16 protein-coding genes and 1 pseudogene are annotated in these 14,622 nt (G+C 72.5%); 9 read left to right on the top strand and 8 right to left on the bottom strand.

Annotated elements, in window-relative coordinates; translation table 11 throughout:
• Positions 1 to 108: 108 nt before the first annotated feature.
• Positions 109 to 1,005: a hypothetical protein gene (locus tag ACFY3C_RS07225; protein ID WP_390770046.1), complete on the bottom strand. Its 897-nt coding sequence runs from the start codon at positions 1,003 to 1,005 to the stop codon at positions 109 to 111.
• A gap of 490 nt (positions 1,006 to 1,495) precedes the next feature.
• Here ACFY3C_RS07225 and ACFY3C_RS07220 point away from each other — a divergent pair, with 490 nt between their 5' ends.
• From ACFY3C_RS07220 to ACFY3C_RS07185, 8 genes and pseudogenes are all read left to right on the top strand, one after another.
• Positions 1,496 to 2,956 carry an ATP-binding protein gene (locus ACFY3C_RS07220; protein WP_390770045.1) on the top strand — a complete coding sequence of 487 codons (1,461 nt, stop codon included), beginning with the start codon at positions 1,496 to 1,498 and terminating at the stop codon, positions 2,954 to 2,956.
• Positions 2,953 to 3,360, top strand: coding sequence for a roadblock/LC7 domain-containing protein (locus ACFY3C_RS07215; protein ID WP_386577548.1), 408 nt, complete (start codon positions 2,953 to 2,955; stop codon positions 3,358 to 3,360). Before ACFY3C_RS07220 ends, ACFY3C_RS07215 begins: the two co-directional genes overlap by 4 nt.
• Complete coding sequence (locus tag ACFY3C_RS07210; RefSeq protein ID WP_386577547.1) at positions 3,357 to 3,704, top strand: DUF742 domain-containing protein; 348 nt, start codon at positions 3,357 to 3,359, stop codon at positions 3,702 to 3,704. The genes ACFY3C_RS07215 and ACFY3C_RS07210 overlap by 4 nt, the downstream gene beginning before the upstream one ends.
• A 15-nt stretch (positions 3,705 to 3,719) precedes the next feature.
• Positions 3,720 to 4,928, top strand: coding sequence for a cytochrome P450 (locus tag ACFY3C_RS07205; protein ID WP_390770044.1), 1,209 nt, complete (start codon positions 3,720 to 3,722; stop codon positions 4,926 to 4,928).
• 98 nt (positions 4,929 to 5,026) lie between these two features.
• Positions 5,027 to 5,204: pseudogene (locus tag ACFY3C_RS07200) on the top strand (cytochrome P450); the annotation flags it as partial.
• A 215-nt stretch (positions 5,205 to 5,419) separates the two neighbouring features.
• Positions 5,420 to 6,409: an aldo/keto reductase gene (locus ACFY3C_RS07195; RefSeq protein WP_386577545.1), complete on the top strand. Its 990-nt coding sequence runs from the start codon at positions 5,420 to 5,422 to the stop codon at positions 6,407 to 6,409.
• Between the two features lie 104 nt (positions 6,410 to 6,513).
• On the top strand, positions 6,514 to 7,677 hold the full coding sequence (locus ACFY3C_RS07190; protein ID WP_390770043.1) for a PP2C family protein-serine/threonine phosphatase: 1,164 nt from the start codon (positions 6,514 to 6,516) through the stop codon (positions 7,675 to 7,677).
• Positions 7,678 to 7,870: 193 nt separating this feature from the next.
• Positions 7,871 to 8,935 (top strand): glycerophosphodiester phosphodiesterase family protein, encoded by a 1,065-nt coding sequence (locus ACFY3C_RS07185; RefSeq protein WP_390770042.1) that lies wholly within the window; start codon positions 7,871 to 7,873, stop codon positions 8,933 to 8,935.
• A gap of 75 nt (positions 8,936 to 9,010) precedes the next feature.
• Here ACFY3C_RS07185 and ACFY3C_RS07180 read toward each other — a convergent pair whose 3' ends face one another.
• Positions 9,011 to 9,511 carry a hypothetical protein gene (locus tag ACFY3C_RS07180; protein ID WP_390770041.1) on the bottom strand — a complete coding sequence of 167 codons (501 nt, stop codon included), beginning with the start codon at positions 9,509 to 9,511 and terminating at the stop codon, positions 9,011 to 9,013.
• Between the two features lie 189 nt (positions 9,512 to 9,700).
• A complete protein-coding gene (locus ACFY3C_RS07175) occupies positions 9,701 to 10,174 on the bottom strand; it encodes an SRPBCC domain-containing protein (protein WP_390770040.1) in 474 nt (157 codons plus the stop codon).
• A 450-nt stretch (positions 10,175 to 10,624) separates the two neighbouring features.
• On the opposite strand from ACFY3C_RS07175, the gene ACFY3C_RS07170 reads away from it, so the two are divergent.
• Positions 10,625 to 11,248 (top strand): GNAT family N-acetyltransferase, encoded by a 624-nt coding sequence (locus tag ACFY3C_RS07170; protein WP_390770039.1) that lies wholly within the window; start codon positions 10,625 to 10,627, stop codon positions 11,246 to 11,248.
• 153 nt (positions 11,249 to 11,401) lie between these two features.
• Here the strand turns inward: ACFY3C_RS07170 and ACFY3C_RS07165 are convergent, their stop codons facing one another.
• From ACFY3C_RS07165 to ACFY3C_RS07145, 5 genes are all read right to left on the bottom strand, one after another.
• Positions 11,402 to 11,707, bottom strand: a complete 306-nt coding sequence (locus tag ACFY3C_RS07165; protein WP_390770038.1) for an acylphosphatase — start codon at positions 11,705 to 11,707, stop codon at positions 11,402 to 11,404.
• Positions 11,704 to 12,648, bottom strand: coding sequence for an acyl-CoA desaturase (locus tag ACFY3C_RS07160; RefSeq protein ID WP_390770037.1), 945 nt, complete (start codon positions 12,646 to 12,648; stop codon positions 11,704 to 11,706). The genes ACFY3C_RS07165 and ACFY3C_RS07160 overlap by 4 nt, the downstream gene beginning before the upstream one ends.
• Positions 12,649 to 12,689: 41 nt before the next feature.
• Positions 12,690 to 13,943 carry a beta-ketoacyl-[acyl-carrier-protein] synthase family protein gene (locus ACFY3C_RS07155; protein ID WP_386577537.1) on the bottom strand — a complete coding sequence of 418 codons (1,254 nt, stop codon included), beginning with the start codon at positions 13,941 to 13,943 and terminating at the stop codon, positions 12,690 to 12,692.
• 94 nt (positions 13,944 to 14,037) lie between these two features.
• Positions 14,038 to 14,274 carry a hypothetical protein gene (locus tag ACFY3C_RS07150; RefSeq protein ID WP_390770036.1) on the bottom strand — a complete coding sequence of 79 codons (237 nt, stop codon included), beginning with the start codon at positions 14,272 to 14,274 and terminating at the stop codon, positions 14,038 to 14,040.
• A gap of 73 nt (positions 14,275 to 14,347) precedes the next feature.
• A complete protein-coding gene (locus ACFY3C_RS07145; RefSeq protein WP_386577535.1) occupies positions 14,348 to 14,602 on the bottom strand; it encodes a hypothetical protein in 255 nt (84 codons plus the stop codon).
• Positions 14,603 to 14,622 lie beyond the last annotated feature (20 nt).

Raw genomic sequence — 14,622 nt, 5'->3', positions numbered from 1 at the left:
ATTCCCTTCAGCTGCCTGCCGGCGACGAACACCATGGTGTCAGCCATGTCCTGCCGTACGTCGCGGCAACATTAGGGGTTGCCCGCACGTGTCGAAGTGCGAAAAGCGTCACATTGACGTGGTCCGGACATGCACACCGCCGGCCTGGCGTTCGAGGGCGGTCAGCACGGCCTCGGGGGCGGGTTGCGCCGACCGGGGGCGGTCCGGTTGCGTGGGAACCGGTACCGGCACGGCTTCCGCCGGAGCGGGCTCGGTGGTCCGGGTCGCCGGCCGTGAGGGCACGAAGGACCGCAGCCGCTCACGGCGGCCGTGCAGGAGGCCCAGCACGATCGAGGCGACCACCGCGATCAGGTGCTCGCGTCCGGCGAGGTTCGGCACCGCGACGGACTCCCACACCATCGAGCCGCCGGTCAGCGTGAACAGCACGGGTGCGCGCCGGACGACCGCAAGATAGGTGAACAGGCCGACCACGGCCGCCGATGGTCCGGTATCGAGCACCTTGCCGCACTCGGGCGGCAGTCCGAACCCCCACCAGCCCGGGCCGAGCGCGATCATCAGGCGGGCGGTGAGCGTGCCCGCCAGGGTGGTGCCGTAGGCGAGCGCCAGGGTCCGGGCCCGGCCGAGGGTCAGTTCGGCGAGGGCGAAGGCGAGGAACAGCTGGGTGATGCCTGCCCACACCGGCAGATCGAGCGCCGGGACGTACAGCGACACCGGGGTGCGCAGCAGGGCCAGCCACAGCGGCAGGTCGGCCTTGACGCCGCCGAGCCGCTCGACCCACAACGCTCCGGTGGGGTGCTGCGCGACGTCGTGGCAGAAGATGACGGCGAACGCGGCGACGAACGCCAGGAGAAGCCCGGACGGTCCGCGCCGGGCGAGCAAGCGCACCGGGTCGACGACGACGGCGTGCCACTCCCCGCGCAGCGTGCGCCAGGTGAACCGGGCGAGGCGCGCGAGCACGGCACGGACCCGGTCCGCGCGCCCGGCGGTACGCCCGTCAGCGCTCATGAGGCACGGCAGCCCATCGCCCCTCGATCCCCCGTCATCCGCATCGGCCCCTCCACCCGCTCCCCCGCACCTCGGCCATGTGGGAAGTTTGCTCACTTTCCACCCGTTCAGCCGCCATCGCACTGATGTACGGTTCTGCCCTCTCCGTCTGGGCCGCCCCGTTCCGGCCGCTCACAGTTCAGCGAGCCCGGGCCGGGGGTCAAGGCCCCTCCGGCCTGCGTCGCAGTGACAAGAATCAGGCGCACGAGAGGCAACCTGCCCGGCTTCTGACACGTCGTCGGCCGGGAGGGGCGGGTGCCCGTACGGCCCCGAGACACCCGGCGTCCCGGTCAGCGCACAGGTTCGACCGCCCACTTCGTGGAAACACACCTGAACCATCCAGATTCGATCACCAACTCTCGTATAGTGACCGCCAGTTCACGCTCGATAGCCGCTCCGTCACCCGCCGACCCCTGCTCGCCCCCTCTGCCGCGAGGATCACACCGGACCGATGACCGTGCCCACGCATCCCGGCGAACGACCTTCCCTCCGTACGCTCACCGCGGCCGTCGCCGTGTCCGGTGCGCTCTCGGCGCTCGTGGTCCTCGCGGCCGTGTCGGTGGCGCCGGACTCGGTGCGCGCGCCGCTGGCCTGGGGTGCGGGTACGGCGGCGGTCGTGCTCTGTGCTGCCGTGGCCACGGCAGCACACGCCGGGCACACCGCACGCGGCACCCGGCGCAGGCTGGACGGCGCGACTCAGGAGATCGGCCGGCTTCTGCAGCAACAGGCTCGCACGATCGAGGAGCACCGTCGGGAACAGCAGCGGCTCATCGACGAACTGGCCGCGCAGCAGGCGGAGTTCACGGCCGACCGGACGCGGCTCACCCAGGCAGGCGCACAGGAGCTGGACCAGGTCCGCGGCGAGAACACGCAGCTGGCCGAGGAGTTGCGGCAGGCTCGGCGCGAGCGGGCCGCGGCGGTCTCCGCGACCGCCAACGCGGCAGCCCGGATGCAGGCCCTCGCCACGGCGACGCTCGCCGATCTGCGGGCGATGGAGGACCGGCACACCGACGAGGACGTCCTGGCCGACCTCCTCCACCTGGACCACCGCACGGCCCAGGCCGGCCGGCTCGCCGACTCCGTCGCCGTCCTGACCGGGTCGCGTTCGGGGCGCAGGTGGGCGCGGCCCATAGGGATGGAGTCCCTGCTGCGCGGCGCGCTGGGCCGGATCGCCGGATACCGGCGGGTGCGGGTCCACTCGGTCAGCGAGACCGCCGTCGCCGGACACGCGGCCGAGGGCGTGATGCACGCGCTCGCCGAACTCCTCGACAACGCCACGAAGTTCTCGCCACCGACGGCCGAAGTGCACGTCTACGTCGAGGAGGTGGCGGCCGGCGTGCTCGTGTCCGTGGAGGACAGCGGCCTGGTGATGGGGGACGTGCAGCTGCGCCGGGCCGAGCGGGCCGTCGCCGGTGACGTCTCCGGGCTGGGCGGCCTGACGGGGACCCGGCTCGGGCTCACCGTGGTCGGCCGGCTGGCCCGCAAGCACGGTCTGAAGGTGTCGTTCCGGCCGTCGGCGCGCGGCGGCACCGGCGTGCTGATGCTCATCCCGCAGGAGATACTCATCGGCCCCGCCACGCGTCCGGACGCCGGACGGCCGGCCGGGCCGACGGTCACCGCGGGACCCTCCCCGGTCCACGAGTCCCCCGCGCCTCCCCCGGGCGAGGTCCCGGCCGGGCTGCCCAGGCGGCGCCGCGGCCGCACCCTCGCCGAGGCCGAGCGGTCCCGCCCGGAGCTCCCGAGCAGCGCGCCACGCCCCGCGGCGGGCACCGGCGAGGCCGAGACCCGGGCCACCCGCTTCAGCGCCTTCCGGCAGGCCGTCCGCCCCGCTCCCGGGTCGGCCGACGACCCCGAGCACAGCTCCCCCTCCTCCCACCCGCACGCGCACCCGGAAGGCGACGCCACCTCATGAACGGCCCGAGCACCGCCGACGAGACGCTCACCTGGCTCCTGGAGGGGCTGCTGGAGAGGACACCGGGGGCGCGGCACGCGCTCGTGCTGTCCCGGGACGGGTTAAGGCTGTGCCGGTCGCCTGAGCTGAGCCTGAACCAGGCCGACCAGCTCGCCGCGATCGCCGCCGGGATCCAGTCGCTGTCGCGCGGGGCGTCGGCCGAGTTCGGCGACGGCAGCGGAGGTGTGCGCTCGGCGATGACCGAGTTCTACGGGGGCGTGCTCTTCATCGTCGAGGCGGGCGCGGGCGCCCACCTGGCCGTCGTGACGACGGAGGAGGCCGACCCCGGGGTCGTCGGGCACCACATGACCGAACTGGTCGAGCAGCTCGGCGAACACCTGACCGCTCGACCCCGTACCTCATGAGCCGGCCCGGCAGGGACGACGCCCCCGACCGTCTCTACACCCTCACCCAGGGACGCAGCCGGACCGGCCCCGACAACCCCTTCGACCTGGTCACGCTGGTCGTCGCGGAGTCGGAGCCGATGGCCGGCATGCAGTCGGAGCACGCGGCGATCCTGCGGATGACCGAGTTCCCCGCGTCGGTGGTCGAGATCGCCGCCGAGCTGCGCCTGCCCGTCGGCATCACCAAGGTGCTGCTGTGCGACCTGCTGGCGGCGGGCCGCGTCAGCGCCCGTCATCCGCGCCCCCCGGCCGTCGCCGACCCCGACATCCTGGAGCAGGTGATCGTTGCACTCCGCAACCTCTGACCGACAGGAGTTCGTGTGATCCCCGAAGGCGTCCCGCTGACCGGCGCCCGCTTCCAGGCCGAACCGGCCCGCCTGTACCGGGAGATGCGGCGCCAGCACGGCGCCGTGGTCCCTGTGCTGCTCGACGGCGGCGTGCCGGCCTGGCTGGTGCTCGGGTACCGCGAACTGCACCAGGTGACCGGCGACCCGGTGCTGTTCAGCCGGGACTCCGAGCTGTGGAACCAGTGGGCGAACATCCCGGACGACTGGCCGCTGCTGCCGATGATCGGCCACCGCCGGCCGTCGGTCCTCTACACCGTCGGCGAACGGCACCGGCAGCGCGCCGCGATGATCAGCGACGCGCTGGAGGCGGTGGATCCCTCCGAACTGCGCGGCCACGCCGAGCGGTTCGCCGACGAGCTGATCGACGCGGTCTGCGCCACGGGCGAGACCGACCTGGTCACACACTACGCGACGCTGCTGCCGGTACGGGTCCTCGCCCGCCTGTACGGCTTCCCGGACGAGGACGGTCCGGGTCTGGTCACCGCCCTCAATGACATGATCGACGGACGCGAACGCGCTCTGGCCGGTCAGTCTCATCTGGCCGCCTCCATGCGGCAGTTGCTCACCGACCGCGAGAAGAAGCCGGCGGACGACGTGGTCTCCCGGATGCTCGCCGACGACGGCGGCTTCACCGACGAGGAGATCGCGCAGGACCTGATGGTGATGATGGCGGCCGGGCACCGGCCGACCGTCGACTGGATCGGCAACTCGCTGCGACTGATGCTCACCGACGACCGTTTCGCCGCCTGCCTGTTCGGCGGGCAGGGCAGCGTCGCCGAGGCGATGAACGAGGTGCTGTGGGAGGACACGCCCACGCAGAACGTGGCCGGCCGCTGGGCCGCCCGCGACACCCACCTCGGCGGCCGCCCGGTCCGGGCCGGCGATCTGCTGCTGCTCGGGCTGCAGGGCGCCAACTCCGATCCCCAGGTCCGCACCGACGCCTCCGCGCTGACCGGCGGGAACAGCGCGCACTTCTCGTTCGGCCACGGGGAGCACCGCTGCCCGTTCCCCGCGCAGGAGATCGCCGAGGTGATCGCGCGGACCGGCATCGAGGTCGTACTGGACCGGCTCCCTGACATCGACCTGGCGGTGCCCGCCGAGTCCCTCACCCGCCGTCCCTCGCCCTGGCTCGGCGGACTGACCCAGCTCCCCGTCCGGTTCACGCCCGTACCCGCCCGCTGATCCCACGGCGCCCGGCCGACCCGCTGATCCGCCGGGATCCGGAGTGCCCCGCGGACCGGCGCGGTACCCCCGCCCCCTGCCCTGGGAGGCACGCCACGATGACGACCGGAACCGACCACACCCGGATCGCCCTCGACCCCTTCGTCACCGACCTGCACGGCGAGAGCGCGGCGCTGCGCGCGGCCGGCCCGCTCGCCGCCGTGGAACTGCCGGGCGGCGTCCCGGTGTGGTCCGTCACCCACCACGCCGAGGAAGGCTCTGCTCACCGACCCGCGCCCGCTTCCCCGCCCTGCAACTGGTTCCGGCTGAACGGCTGAGTTGACTTCGAGAGCGCTCCAAGGCCTAGCGTCGTGGACATCCCGACGCACGAAGGTCATGTCGCCCGGCCTCCCCCACGGGATGCCGGGCGACGGAATCCGTCGCTAGATGGATGGGGGCCTCCGTGCCGTACGGAACGACGATCGAACATGCAGGAAAGGCTGGGACACCTCATGCGACAGCGCAGTCTGCGGGATCTCCAGGTATCGGCCATCGGCCTCGGGTGCATGGGCATGTCGGCCTTCTACGGCACCACGGACCAGGACGAGGGCATCGCGACCATCCGGCGCGCCCTGGAGCTCGGCATCGACTTCCTCGACACCGCGCAGCTCTACGGCCCGCTCACCAACGAGTCGCTGGTCGGCGAGGCGATCCGGGGACACCGCGACGAGTACGTCATCGCCACCAAGTTCAACTACCGGATGGACAACGCCGTACCGGGGGACATGACAACGGTGGGCCGGCAGGACGGCTCGGCCGAGCACGTCCGCAGCTCCATCCACGGCTCGCTGCAGCGGCTCGGCACGGACCACATCGACCTTTACTACCAGCACCGGGTCGACCCCGACGTGCCCATCGAGGAGACGGTCGGCGCCCTGGCCGAGCTGGTCGCCGAGGGCAAGGTGCGGCACATCGGGCTGAGCGAGGCCAGCGCGGACACCATCCGGCGCGCCCACGCCGTCCACCCGATCACCGCCGTGCAGACCGAGTACTCGCTGTGGACGCGGGACCCCGAGGCCGAGGTGCTGCCGACCTGCCGTGAACTCGGCATCGGCTTCGTCCCCTACTCCCCGCTCGGCCGCGGCTTCCTCGCCGGCCGTTTCTCCTCCCCCACCGAGCTGGACGAGAACGACTACCGGCGCACCAACCCCCGCTTCACGGACACCAACTTCGAGGCGAACCTCCGGCTCGCCGAGAAGGTGAAGGAGATCGCCGCGGAGAAGGACGTGACGCCCGCGCAGCTGGCCATCGCCTGGGTGCTGGCCCAGGGCGAGGACCTGGTCCCGATCCCGGGCACCAAGCGCCGTACCTACCTGGAGCAGAACGCGGCCGCGGTCGACATCGAGCTGTCCAAGGAGGACCTCGCCCGCATCGATGCCGAACTGCCCGAGGTGGCGGGCGCGCGCTACGACGAGGCCGGGATGCGCTCGGTGAACCGCTAGCCGATCCGGCCGCTCGCGCTGCGGACCGAGCGTGCGTCCGTCGTGACGTTCCGTTCCTGCTCTTCCACGTGCCGTGCGGCTCGTCCGGGAGCACGCTGGTAGGCATGAGGCTCCGGCAGAGGGGGGCGGGTGTGCAGCAGTCGTGGCAGTCGACGCATGCGCTGCTGCTGCTCCCGGTCGTGCTCATCGTGGTGATCACCGTGGTGGACATCCGCTCCCCCGAGAGCATCCATCTGGGCCCGGCCCTGGTCATCGCCCCGGCGCTCACGCCGTCCTTCGCCGGGCCCCGGACCACGGCGTTCGTGGGGGCGCTGGCCCTGGCCGCCCAGACGCTGATCGCCTTCCTGCACGGGGGGATCACCACCTCGAACCACATCGTGCAGCTCGTCACCCTCGCGGTGCTCTCGGTGATGTGCGTGGTCTACAGCGCGGTACGTGACCGCCGCCAGGCCCAGCTGGCGCAGGTGCGCACGGTCGCCGAGGCCGCGCAGCACGTGCTGATGTGGCCGCTGCCCGAGCACATCGGCCCGCTGCGCATCGCCTCCCTGTATCTGGCCGCCGAGGACGAGGCACAGATCGGCGGCGACCTGTACGCGGCGACCCGCTGCGACGGGTCGGTGCGGGTGCTGATCGGCGACGTACGGGGCAAAGGGCTGCCGGCCATCGGGGAGGCGGCCCTGCTGCTCGGCGCGTTCCGGGAGAGCGCGCACCGGCACGTCGCGCTGGCGGACCTGGCCGCCGGTCTCGACCAGAGCATCAGCCGCTACGCCACCGAGCTGGAGACCGAGGAGGAGGCGGGTGAGCGCTTCGCCACCGCCCTGCTGGTGGAGATCCCGGACCAGGATCCGGTCACCCTGATGACCAGCTGCGGCCATCCCCCGCCGCTGCTGCTGAGCCCGGGGCACGCGGTCACGGTGCCGAGCCTGCACCCGTCGCCGCCCCTCGGCGTGCACGGGGCCACCGATCACACGCTGGACGTGTTCTCCTTCGAGCCCGCTGACACGCTGTTGCTGTACACCGACGGTGTGGTGGAGGCCCGGGACGCACGCGGGCGGTTCTATCCGCTGGCGGAGCGGGTCGCGCGCTGGACGGACGACAGTCCGGAGGCGCTGATGCACCATGTGCGGCGCGACCTGCTCGCCCACGTGGGCGGCCGGCTGGACGACGACGCCGCCCTCATCGCCCTGTACCGCACGCCCGTCGACCGGCGCCGCCGCCACCACCTCCACGGACGCGAAGGCGCAAGGCTGCTGACCCATGACTCCTAGAAGCCCCTGAGACTCCTAGAAGCTCCTGACGCTCCGCTCCTGAGCGTTCGCGCGATGGTTCGCCCATGGGCCCGGCCGAGGTGCCGGCGCCGCACACGTTCAACAGCCTTTGCGCCAATGTTCAGTTCCGGAGGTGGTCCACCCCGGCCGGTCGTTGCGAGAATCTCGGGCGCCCCGAGAACAGGGAGTTCCGATGTCCTTACGACACCTGCTCGCCGGCCTCGCCCTGCTGCCGGCGCTCGCGTTCCCCGCCACCGCCGCGCAGGCGGCCCAGACCGACCCGCCTGAGGCCCGCTTCGACCTCCAGGCCCACCGCGGCGGCATCGGCATGACCACCGAGGAATCGCTGGAAGGCTTCGGCAAGGCGATGCGGCTCGGGGTGTCCACGCTGGAGCTGGACACCCACGTCACCAAGGACCTGAAGGTGGTCGTCAACCACGACCGGCAGATCAACGGCGTCAAGTGCCGCGACACGGGCCCGGTCACGCCCGGCGACCCGATGTACCCGTATGTCGGCAAGTACATCAAGGACCTGACGCTCGCTCAGATCAAGACCCTGGACTGTGGCTACCAGCAGCTGCCCGGCTTCCCCGAGCAGGAGGTCGTCAAGGGCTCCCGGATGGTCGAGCTGAAGGACGTCCTGGACCTGGTCAGGAGCTACCACGCCAGGCAGGTCAAACTGAACATCGAGACCAAGGTGGAGGCGGGCGCGCCCGAACAGACCGCGCCTCGCGAGGTGTTCGTCCACCGGGTGTACGAGGAGATCCACCGCTCCGGCATCGAGCGGCAGGTCACCATCCAGTCCTTCGACTGGGGCGCGCTGAAGCTGATGCACCGACTGGCGCCGCGCTGGCCGCTGGTGGCGCTGACGAACTACGACTTCCTGCAGGTGGGTCAGCCGGGTGCGTCCCCGTGGCTCGGCGGGATCGACGCCGACGACTACGGCGGTGACTTCGTGAAGGCGGCCGCCACCATGCCCAGGGTCACTACCCTCTCCCCCAACTACGGCTTCCCGCAGAGCGGGAAGATCGGCGACCCCGGCTTCCGCTTCTACTCGGACGCGGCGATGGTCACCGAGGCGCACGCCCGCGGCCTGAAGGTGGTCCCCTGGACCTGCGACGACCCGGCGACGGTGGAGGCGCTGATGGACTTCGGCGTCGACGGGATCATCACCGACTACCCCAACCACGTACGGCAGATCATGGCCGACCGCGGGATGCGACTGCCCCGGCCGTACTACCCGCACGACCGGTCCTGACCGGCCCTGACCGGCACAGAAAGCCGCGAGCCCCGCCCCGAGTGGGGGCGGGGCGGGACTGCGCCCGGCAGCCGGTCAGCGGGCCGGCTTGAGGTCGGTGATCTTCAGGGTCGTCAGGTCGGACCGGACGTCGATCCTGGTGACCTCGGCGTGGGGACCGTCGCCCCAGGTGAGGGTGACCCTGCTGGTGGCGTGGCCCGCGCCGGAGCCGGTGTAGGCGACCTTCCACTTCACCGGCACGTTCTGCGCGAAGAGGATGCCGTCGGCATGGTTCTTCTTCTCGTACGCGGCGACCTTCTTCTGGGCGGCGGAGGACAGGTAGAAGGCGCGCAGGGCCTTGGCGTTGGGGCCGGCCGCCGGGTCCTCGGTGGCCCACACGGAGTCGATGTAGGCGCCGTAGAGGTCAGCCACGTGCTGGGTGACGTTGCGCGGGTCGCCCTGGGCGGAGGACACGGCGGCGGCGCGCGGGGCGTGGCTCGCGCCGGAGCCGGCCAGGGCGGGGGTCACGGCGGCCAGGGAAAGCCCGGCGGTGAGGGCGACTGCGGTCAGGAGGGTCTTGCGGCGACTCACGGACATTTTTCTCGTTCCCCCGGTTTCTTCGCGACCGGCTCCATCCCGGCCGTCGGCGGACTTTAAGACCGCATTTCCCTCCGCCCGGTTCCGCTTCTCCAGTACTTCCTTGCCCGCATTTCCGGGTGCCTGACACGTCGGCAAAGGTTGTGCCGAATTCCGGACCGCTTTCCCCGTCTTTTTGGCCAGATCCGTTCAGGCCGTCGGCGGATTCCGCTCCTCGACCAGCCGGGCGAGGTGATCGAGGGCCATCCGGGTGCCGAGTTCGTTGTCCTCTCGGGGGATGTCGTCCGGGATGCCCTCGTGCAGGATCTCGACGTCCGTCGCGCCGTCCCTCTCGGTGAGCGTCGTCGTCATGGTCATGGTGCCGCGCAGGGTCTCGTCGTCCGTCTCGAACGCGAAGACCTCGACGACCTGGACGCCGGGGACCAGTCTCGCGAAGTGCCCGCGGTAGGTGTCCGTGCGCCCACCGGACTTGCCGGGGCCGAGCGGGTCGTCGTACGTGAGGGACACCCGGAAGGCACCACCTTCGCGGGCCTCGAAGGTGTGGACACGGGCGGTCATGTTCTCGGGGACCCGCCAGACCGCAAGGGCGTCCGGATCGACCAGCGCCCGATACACGTCCTCCGCCGGCGCCTGCACACGCCGGGTGACTCGCGTGGCGTACATGGCCTCACGCTACCGGCCCTCGAAGAACGCGTGGGCCTCGTCGATGGTGCGCAGCCGCATCGGCATGTTGCACCCCCGGCCTCGGCCGGCCCCACACCACCCGCCCCCTCCCCCGGACCCTCCCCCACTCGTCCGAAGGAGCCCCACCCCATGCCCCAGCCGACCCTTGTCCCTGAGCTGTCCCCCGCCCCCTGCTGGACCCGGACCCGCCCGAAACCGGGTCCGGACGACCCGGCCGAAGGCCATCAGCCGTAAGAAGCCGGTGCCCTCAGCCGAGACGTCGGCCGGAGGTAGCCACCCCCACCCGATTCCTCGGTAGATTCACCCCGATGCGAGCCGTTCGCATCCGTCGGCGGGACCGGCTCCCCGTAAGGGTCCGGACCGTCCGCCGCGCAGCGGTTCCATCGGGGGGGTTCCATGGTCTGGTCACTCGTCCGCCGGAGACGGGCCGTGTCCCGGCTCCCTGTGCCCGGGCGGTGCCAGCCGGGCCGGCACGTCCTGGCCACCGAGCGGCTGTTGCTGTTCACGCCCCGGACGCACCTCGACGTGGCCGCGGCGCTCGCCGCCAGCGCGGACGCCGAGGCCCAGCGGTGGCTCGGCAACCATGCCGACCGGATCGCGCCCGACCCCGGCACCCGGCGCGCCCTGCTGGAGTGGCGGCCCGCCGGCGACGACGGCCGCCGCGTCCCCCGCGTGCTGGCGAAGCCCTTCTCCCCCGACCCGGACATCCCGGTGTTCCTGGTCTGTGTGCGCAGGGCCGACCTCAGCTATGCCGGCGGTCTGCAACTGGAGCACCACGCGGGCGAGGTGGGCGGCTGGCTGGCGCCGCGCTGCCGCGGGCAGGGCCTGGGTGCGGAGTTGTTCCGGGCCGGGGCGCTGCTCGCGCACACGCACTTCGGCATGGCCCGGGTCCGTGCGGGCGCGGAGAGCGGGAACACCGCGAGCCGCCGGGCGCTGGCCCGGGCGGGCTTCGTCCCGGACGAGGGCCCGGCCCGGCACACCCTGCCCGACGGGCGTGTGGTCGAGTCCGTCTGGGTCCGCCACGACGCTTCGACGGCCACCCGCTGCGCCTGACCGTCCGCCTACGGCGCCGACGCATGCCCCCGTTCGGGCACGCGCTGCGAACACCGCGCCGAAGGGGAGCGCCCTGGCCGACGCCCCGCCCACCCCCGAGTCGGCTCGGCTCCGAGCACGTCGCCCGTCCCGTCGAGCCCGGCCACCAGGGGTCTAGACGGCGTGGGGGTCGTCGCCCGGCGGTGCGTCGGGCAGTACATGGAAGCCGGTCAGGCCCTCGGGCTCCTCGGCGACGCCCGTGCAGTGGGTCACCTGGGCCGCCGGTGGGCCCTGGGCCGCCCAGCGGGCCATCTCGGTGACGTCGTCGGACCGCCCCTCGAAGACGGCTTCCACGTCGCCGTTGTAGAGATTGCGCACCCAGCCCGCCACTCCCCGTTCCTCGGCGAACCGTCGGCATGTGTCGCGGTAGAACACGCCCTGGACGCGGCCGCTGACGTGCACGTGCTGCCGTACGGTCATTCCTGTGGGCTCCCGTTCTCTCGCCGGCGTGCGGTGATGCGGCGCCGCTGCGGCCAGCGGACGTCGTAGGCCCAGCCGAGGCGCTCGAACCAGCGGATCAGCCGGGCGCTGGCGTCGAGTTGGCCGGTGAGCACGCCGTGCCGGGCGCTGGTGGGGTCGGCGTGGTGGAGGTTGTGCCAGGACTCGCCGAACGACAGCGGGGCCAGCCACCACACGTTGCCCGAGCGGTCCCGGCTGCGGAAGGGCCGGGAACCGGCCGCGTGGCAGATGGAGTTGATGGACCAGGTGACGTGGTGGACGAGGCAGATCCGCACCAGCCCGGCCCAGAAGAAGGCGCTGAGCGCCCCCTGCCAGGACCGGGTCAGCGCCGCGCCGAGCACCGCGGGCAGGGCGACGGAGGCCAGGACCACGAGTCCGAAGCGCTTGGAGATCAGCATCAGCGTGCGGTCGCGGACCAGGTCGGGAGCGTAGGTGCGGGGCGAGGCGTGCTCGGTCTCGAAGAGCCAGCCCAGGTGGGCGTAGAGCATGCCCTTGGCCAGGGCGCGCGGTGAGCGGCCGTACCGCCAGGGCGAGTGCGGGTCCCCGTCGCGGTCGGAGAAGCGGTGGTGCTTGCGGTGGTCGGCCACCCAGGTGAGCAGCGGGCCCTGTACGGCGAGGCTGCCGGCCAGGGCGAGGGCGATCCTGAGCGGCCGCCTGGCCTTGAAGGAACCGTGGGTGAAGTGCCGGTGGAAGCCGACGGTGATGCCGAGTCCGCTGACGAGGTAGAAGACGACGGCGAGCACCAGGTCCGTGGGGCTCAGACCGTGCCGCCAGGCCAGCGGCACGGCGGCGAGGAGCGCCAGGAACGGTACGGCGACGAACACGCCGATCATGAACTGCTCGCCGCTGGGCCAGGACCGTGCTCTGCCGGCCAGCGGGGTGGATTCCGAGAACTCCGACAACAGGGGGACCTTTCGGCTCGGGGTCAGATGCGGAGTGGCTGCTAGTCGACGGCGGTGAAGGCGAGCACGGCGTTCTGGCCGCCGAAGCCGAAGGAGTTGCTGACGGCGGCTCGTATCCGCTGCGGGCGGGGCGCCTTGGTGACGACGTCGAGGTCCATCGCCGGGTCGAGGGTGTCCAGGTTGGCGGTGGGCGGGATCAGCTGGTGGCGCAGGGTCAGCACGGTGCAGGCCGCCTCGATGGCGCCGGCGCCGCCGATGGCGTGCCCGATGGTGCCCTTGACGGCGGTGACGGGCGGGGGCCGGCGGAAGACCTGGTACAGCGCGTTGTGCTCGGCCGTGTCGCCCTGCGGGGTTGAGGTGCCGTGCGCGTTGACGTGGTCGACGTCCTCGGGGGCCAGGCCGGCGTCGGCGAGGGCGCCGCGGATGGCGCGGGCGGCGCCGTCGCCGTCCGGGTGCGGGGCGGTGAAGTGGTGGGCGTCGCAGGAGGCGCCGAACCCGGAGAGCAGGGCCGCGGGCCGGGCGCTGCGGGCGCGGGCGTCCTCCACGCGTTCCAGGACGAGGACGGCGGCGCCCTCGCCGAGGACGAATCCGTCGCGATCGCGGTCGAACGGCCGGGAGGCCTCGTGCGGGCTGTCGGCGCGGCGGGACAGGGCGCGCATCTGGGCGAAGCAGGCCGCGGTCATCCGCAGCCGGGCGGACTCGCTGCCCCCGGCGAGGACGAGGTCGCAGGCGCCGGACAGCAGCCAGTCGCGGGCCAGTCCGAGCGCGCTGGTGCCGGAGGCGCAGGCGGTGCTCACCACCATGTTGGGTCCCTGCGCACCGAGGTCGAGGGCGATCTCGGCGGCGGCCATGTTGGGCACGCTGCGCGGCAGCGCGAGCGGCGAGACGCGCTCCGGGGTGCTGTGGGCGAGCCGGTCGAACTCGGCCTGCCAGCCCTGCATGGACCCGGTGCCGACCCCCATCACGACGCCGATGCGGGCCCCGTCCCAGCCTCCGGGTGTGAGCCGGGCGTCGGCGACGGCCTCCCGGGCGGCGAGCAGCGCGAAGGTGGTGAAGCGGTCCAGGCGGCGGCTGAGCCGGTGCCCGAGCAGTCCGGCCGTGTCGAGGTCGGGCACCCGGCAGGAGAAGGCCACGGGCAGCCCGTCGAGACCGGGGTCGACGGTCGCGGTGGACTGTCCGGCGCACAGGCCCTCCCACGCCGCGTCGCGGCCGATCCCGGCCGGTGTGACCAGTCCCAGTCCGGTGACGGCCACGGGGGCGCGCCGCGCCGGGACGCGTGCTTTCACGAGCTGCATGAGCCGTGATTATCCGGGCCGAAAGCGGCTGTTCCGGGCTACGACAACTCGTTCGGCCCAGGACGGCGCCCGCTACCACCCGGATGTGCGAACGTCACTGACGAACGGTCACTCCCGGCGTCCGCACCGCGCACGACCAGGCGTCGGCGAGGGCGGTCTCCAGGTCGTCCGGCGGCCCGGGCGAGTCGGCCGACGGCCAGCGGGACGGCGGGACGGATGTGCACATGGACGGGGGCGGCGGACGGGGCGGTGGTCCGTCCGGCGGGCGGTCGTGCGAGGCGTCGTAGCGGGGCAGGCCGACCTCCGCATGGATGAGCACGCTGCTGCCCATCGAGATCCGCGGCTTCTCCGACCTGGTGCACCGCAATCTGCCGCAGAACAAAGGGCGCTACTTCATCTCGCGGTCAGGCCCGCAAGTGGGCGAGCAACGCCTCGGCGGCGGTGCGCAGTTGCTTCGCCGCAGTGCCGCAGGCGGCCGCCTGCTCTTCCAGGGTGGGGCGGCTCCACTGGGGTGCCGCCCAGCAGGCGGACAACTCGGACGCGGTGGCGAGCAGTCGCCGGGCGTAGCCGTCCATCAGGTCGGCGTCGGCGCGCAACCTGCTTGCCCGGTCGAGGAGTTCGTCGGTCGACGGCAACGCGCGGAGGGACTCGGTGACCATGGTGGCTCCCAGTGACGGGG

The organism is Streptomyces sp. NPDC001410, assembly GCF_042895235.1.
In the GTDB taxonomy this organism is placed as follows: Bacteria; Actinomycetota; Actinomycetes; order Streptomycetales; family Streptomycetaceae; genus Streptomyces.
The sequence above is the reverse complement of the archived record's forward strand: the minus strand, read 5'-3'. Positions and strand labels throughout refer to the sequence as shown.

What these genes read in the sequence shown, in the direction of transcription:
- ACFY3C_RS07175 (WP_390770040.1), bottom strand. Translation starts at nt 10,174, where the DNA reads ATGTACGCCACGCGAGTCACCCGGCGTGTGCAGGCGCCGGCGGAGGAC.
- ACFY3C_RS07165 (WP_390770038.1), bottom strand. Translation starts at nt 11,707, where the DNA reads ATGACCGTACGGCAGCACGTGCACGTCAGCGGCCGCGTCCAGGGCGTG.
- ACFY3C_RS07210 (WP_386577547.1), top strand. Translation starts at nt 3,357, where the DNA reads ATGAGCCGGCCCGGCAGGGACGACGCCCCCGACCGTCTCTACACCCTC.
- ACFY3C_RS07220 (WP_390770045.1), top strand. Translation starts at nt 1,496, where the DNA reads ATGACCGTGCCCACGCATCCCGGCGAACGACCTTCCCTCCGTACGCTC.
- ACFY3C_RS07225 (WP_390770046.1), bottom strand. Translation starts at nt 1,005, where the DNA reads ATGAGCGCTGACGGGCGTACCGCCGGGCGCGCGGACCGGGTCCGTGCC.
- ACFY3C_RS07150 (WP_390770036.1), bottom strand. Translation starts at nt 14,274, where the DNA reads ATGGGCAGCAGCGTGCTCATCCATGCGGAGGTCGGCCTGCCCCGCTAC.
- ACFY3C_RS07190 (WP_390770043.1), top strand. Translation starts at nt 6,514, where the DNA reads ATGAGGCTCCGGCAGAGGGGGGCGGGTGTGCAGCAGTCGTGGCAGTCG.
- ACFY3C_RS07185 (WP_390770042.1), top strand. Translation starts at nt 7,871, where the DNA reads ATGTCCTTACGACACCTGCTCGCCGGCCTCGCCCTGCTGCCGGCGCTC.
- ACFY3C_RS07155 (WP_386577537.1), bottom strand. Translation starts at nt 13,943, where the DNA reads ATGCAGCTCGTGAAAGCACGCGTCCCGGCGCGGCGCGCCCCCGTGGCC.
- ACFY3C_RS07195 (WP_386577545.1), top strand. Translation starts at nt 5,420, where the DNA reads ATGCGACAGCGCAGTCTGCGGGATCTCCAGGTATCGGCCATCGGCCTC.
- ACFY3C_RS07180 (WP_390770041.1), bottom strand. Translation starts at nt 9,511, where the DNA reads ATGTCCGTGAGTCGCCGCAAGACCCTCCTGACCGCAGTCGCCCTCACC.
- ACFY3C_RS07215 (WP_386577548.1), top strand. Translation starts at nt 2,953, where the DNA reads ATGAACGGCCCGAGCACCGCCGACGAGACGCTCACCTGGCTCCTGGAG.
- ACFY3C_RS07145 (WP_386577535.1), bottom strand. Translation starts at nt 14,602, where the DNA reads ATGGTCACCGAGTCCCTCCGCGCGTTGCCGTCGACCGACGAACTCCTC.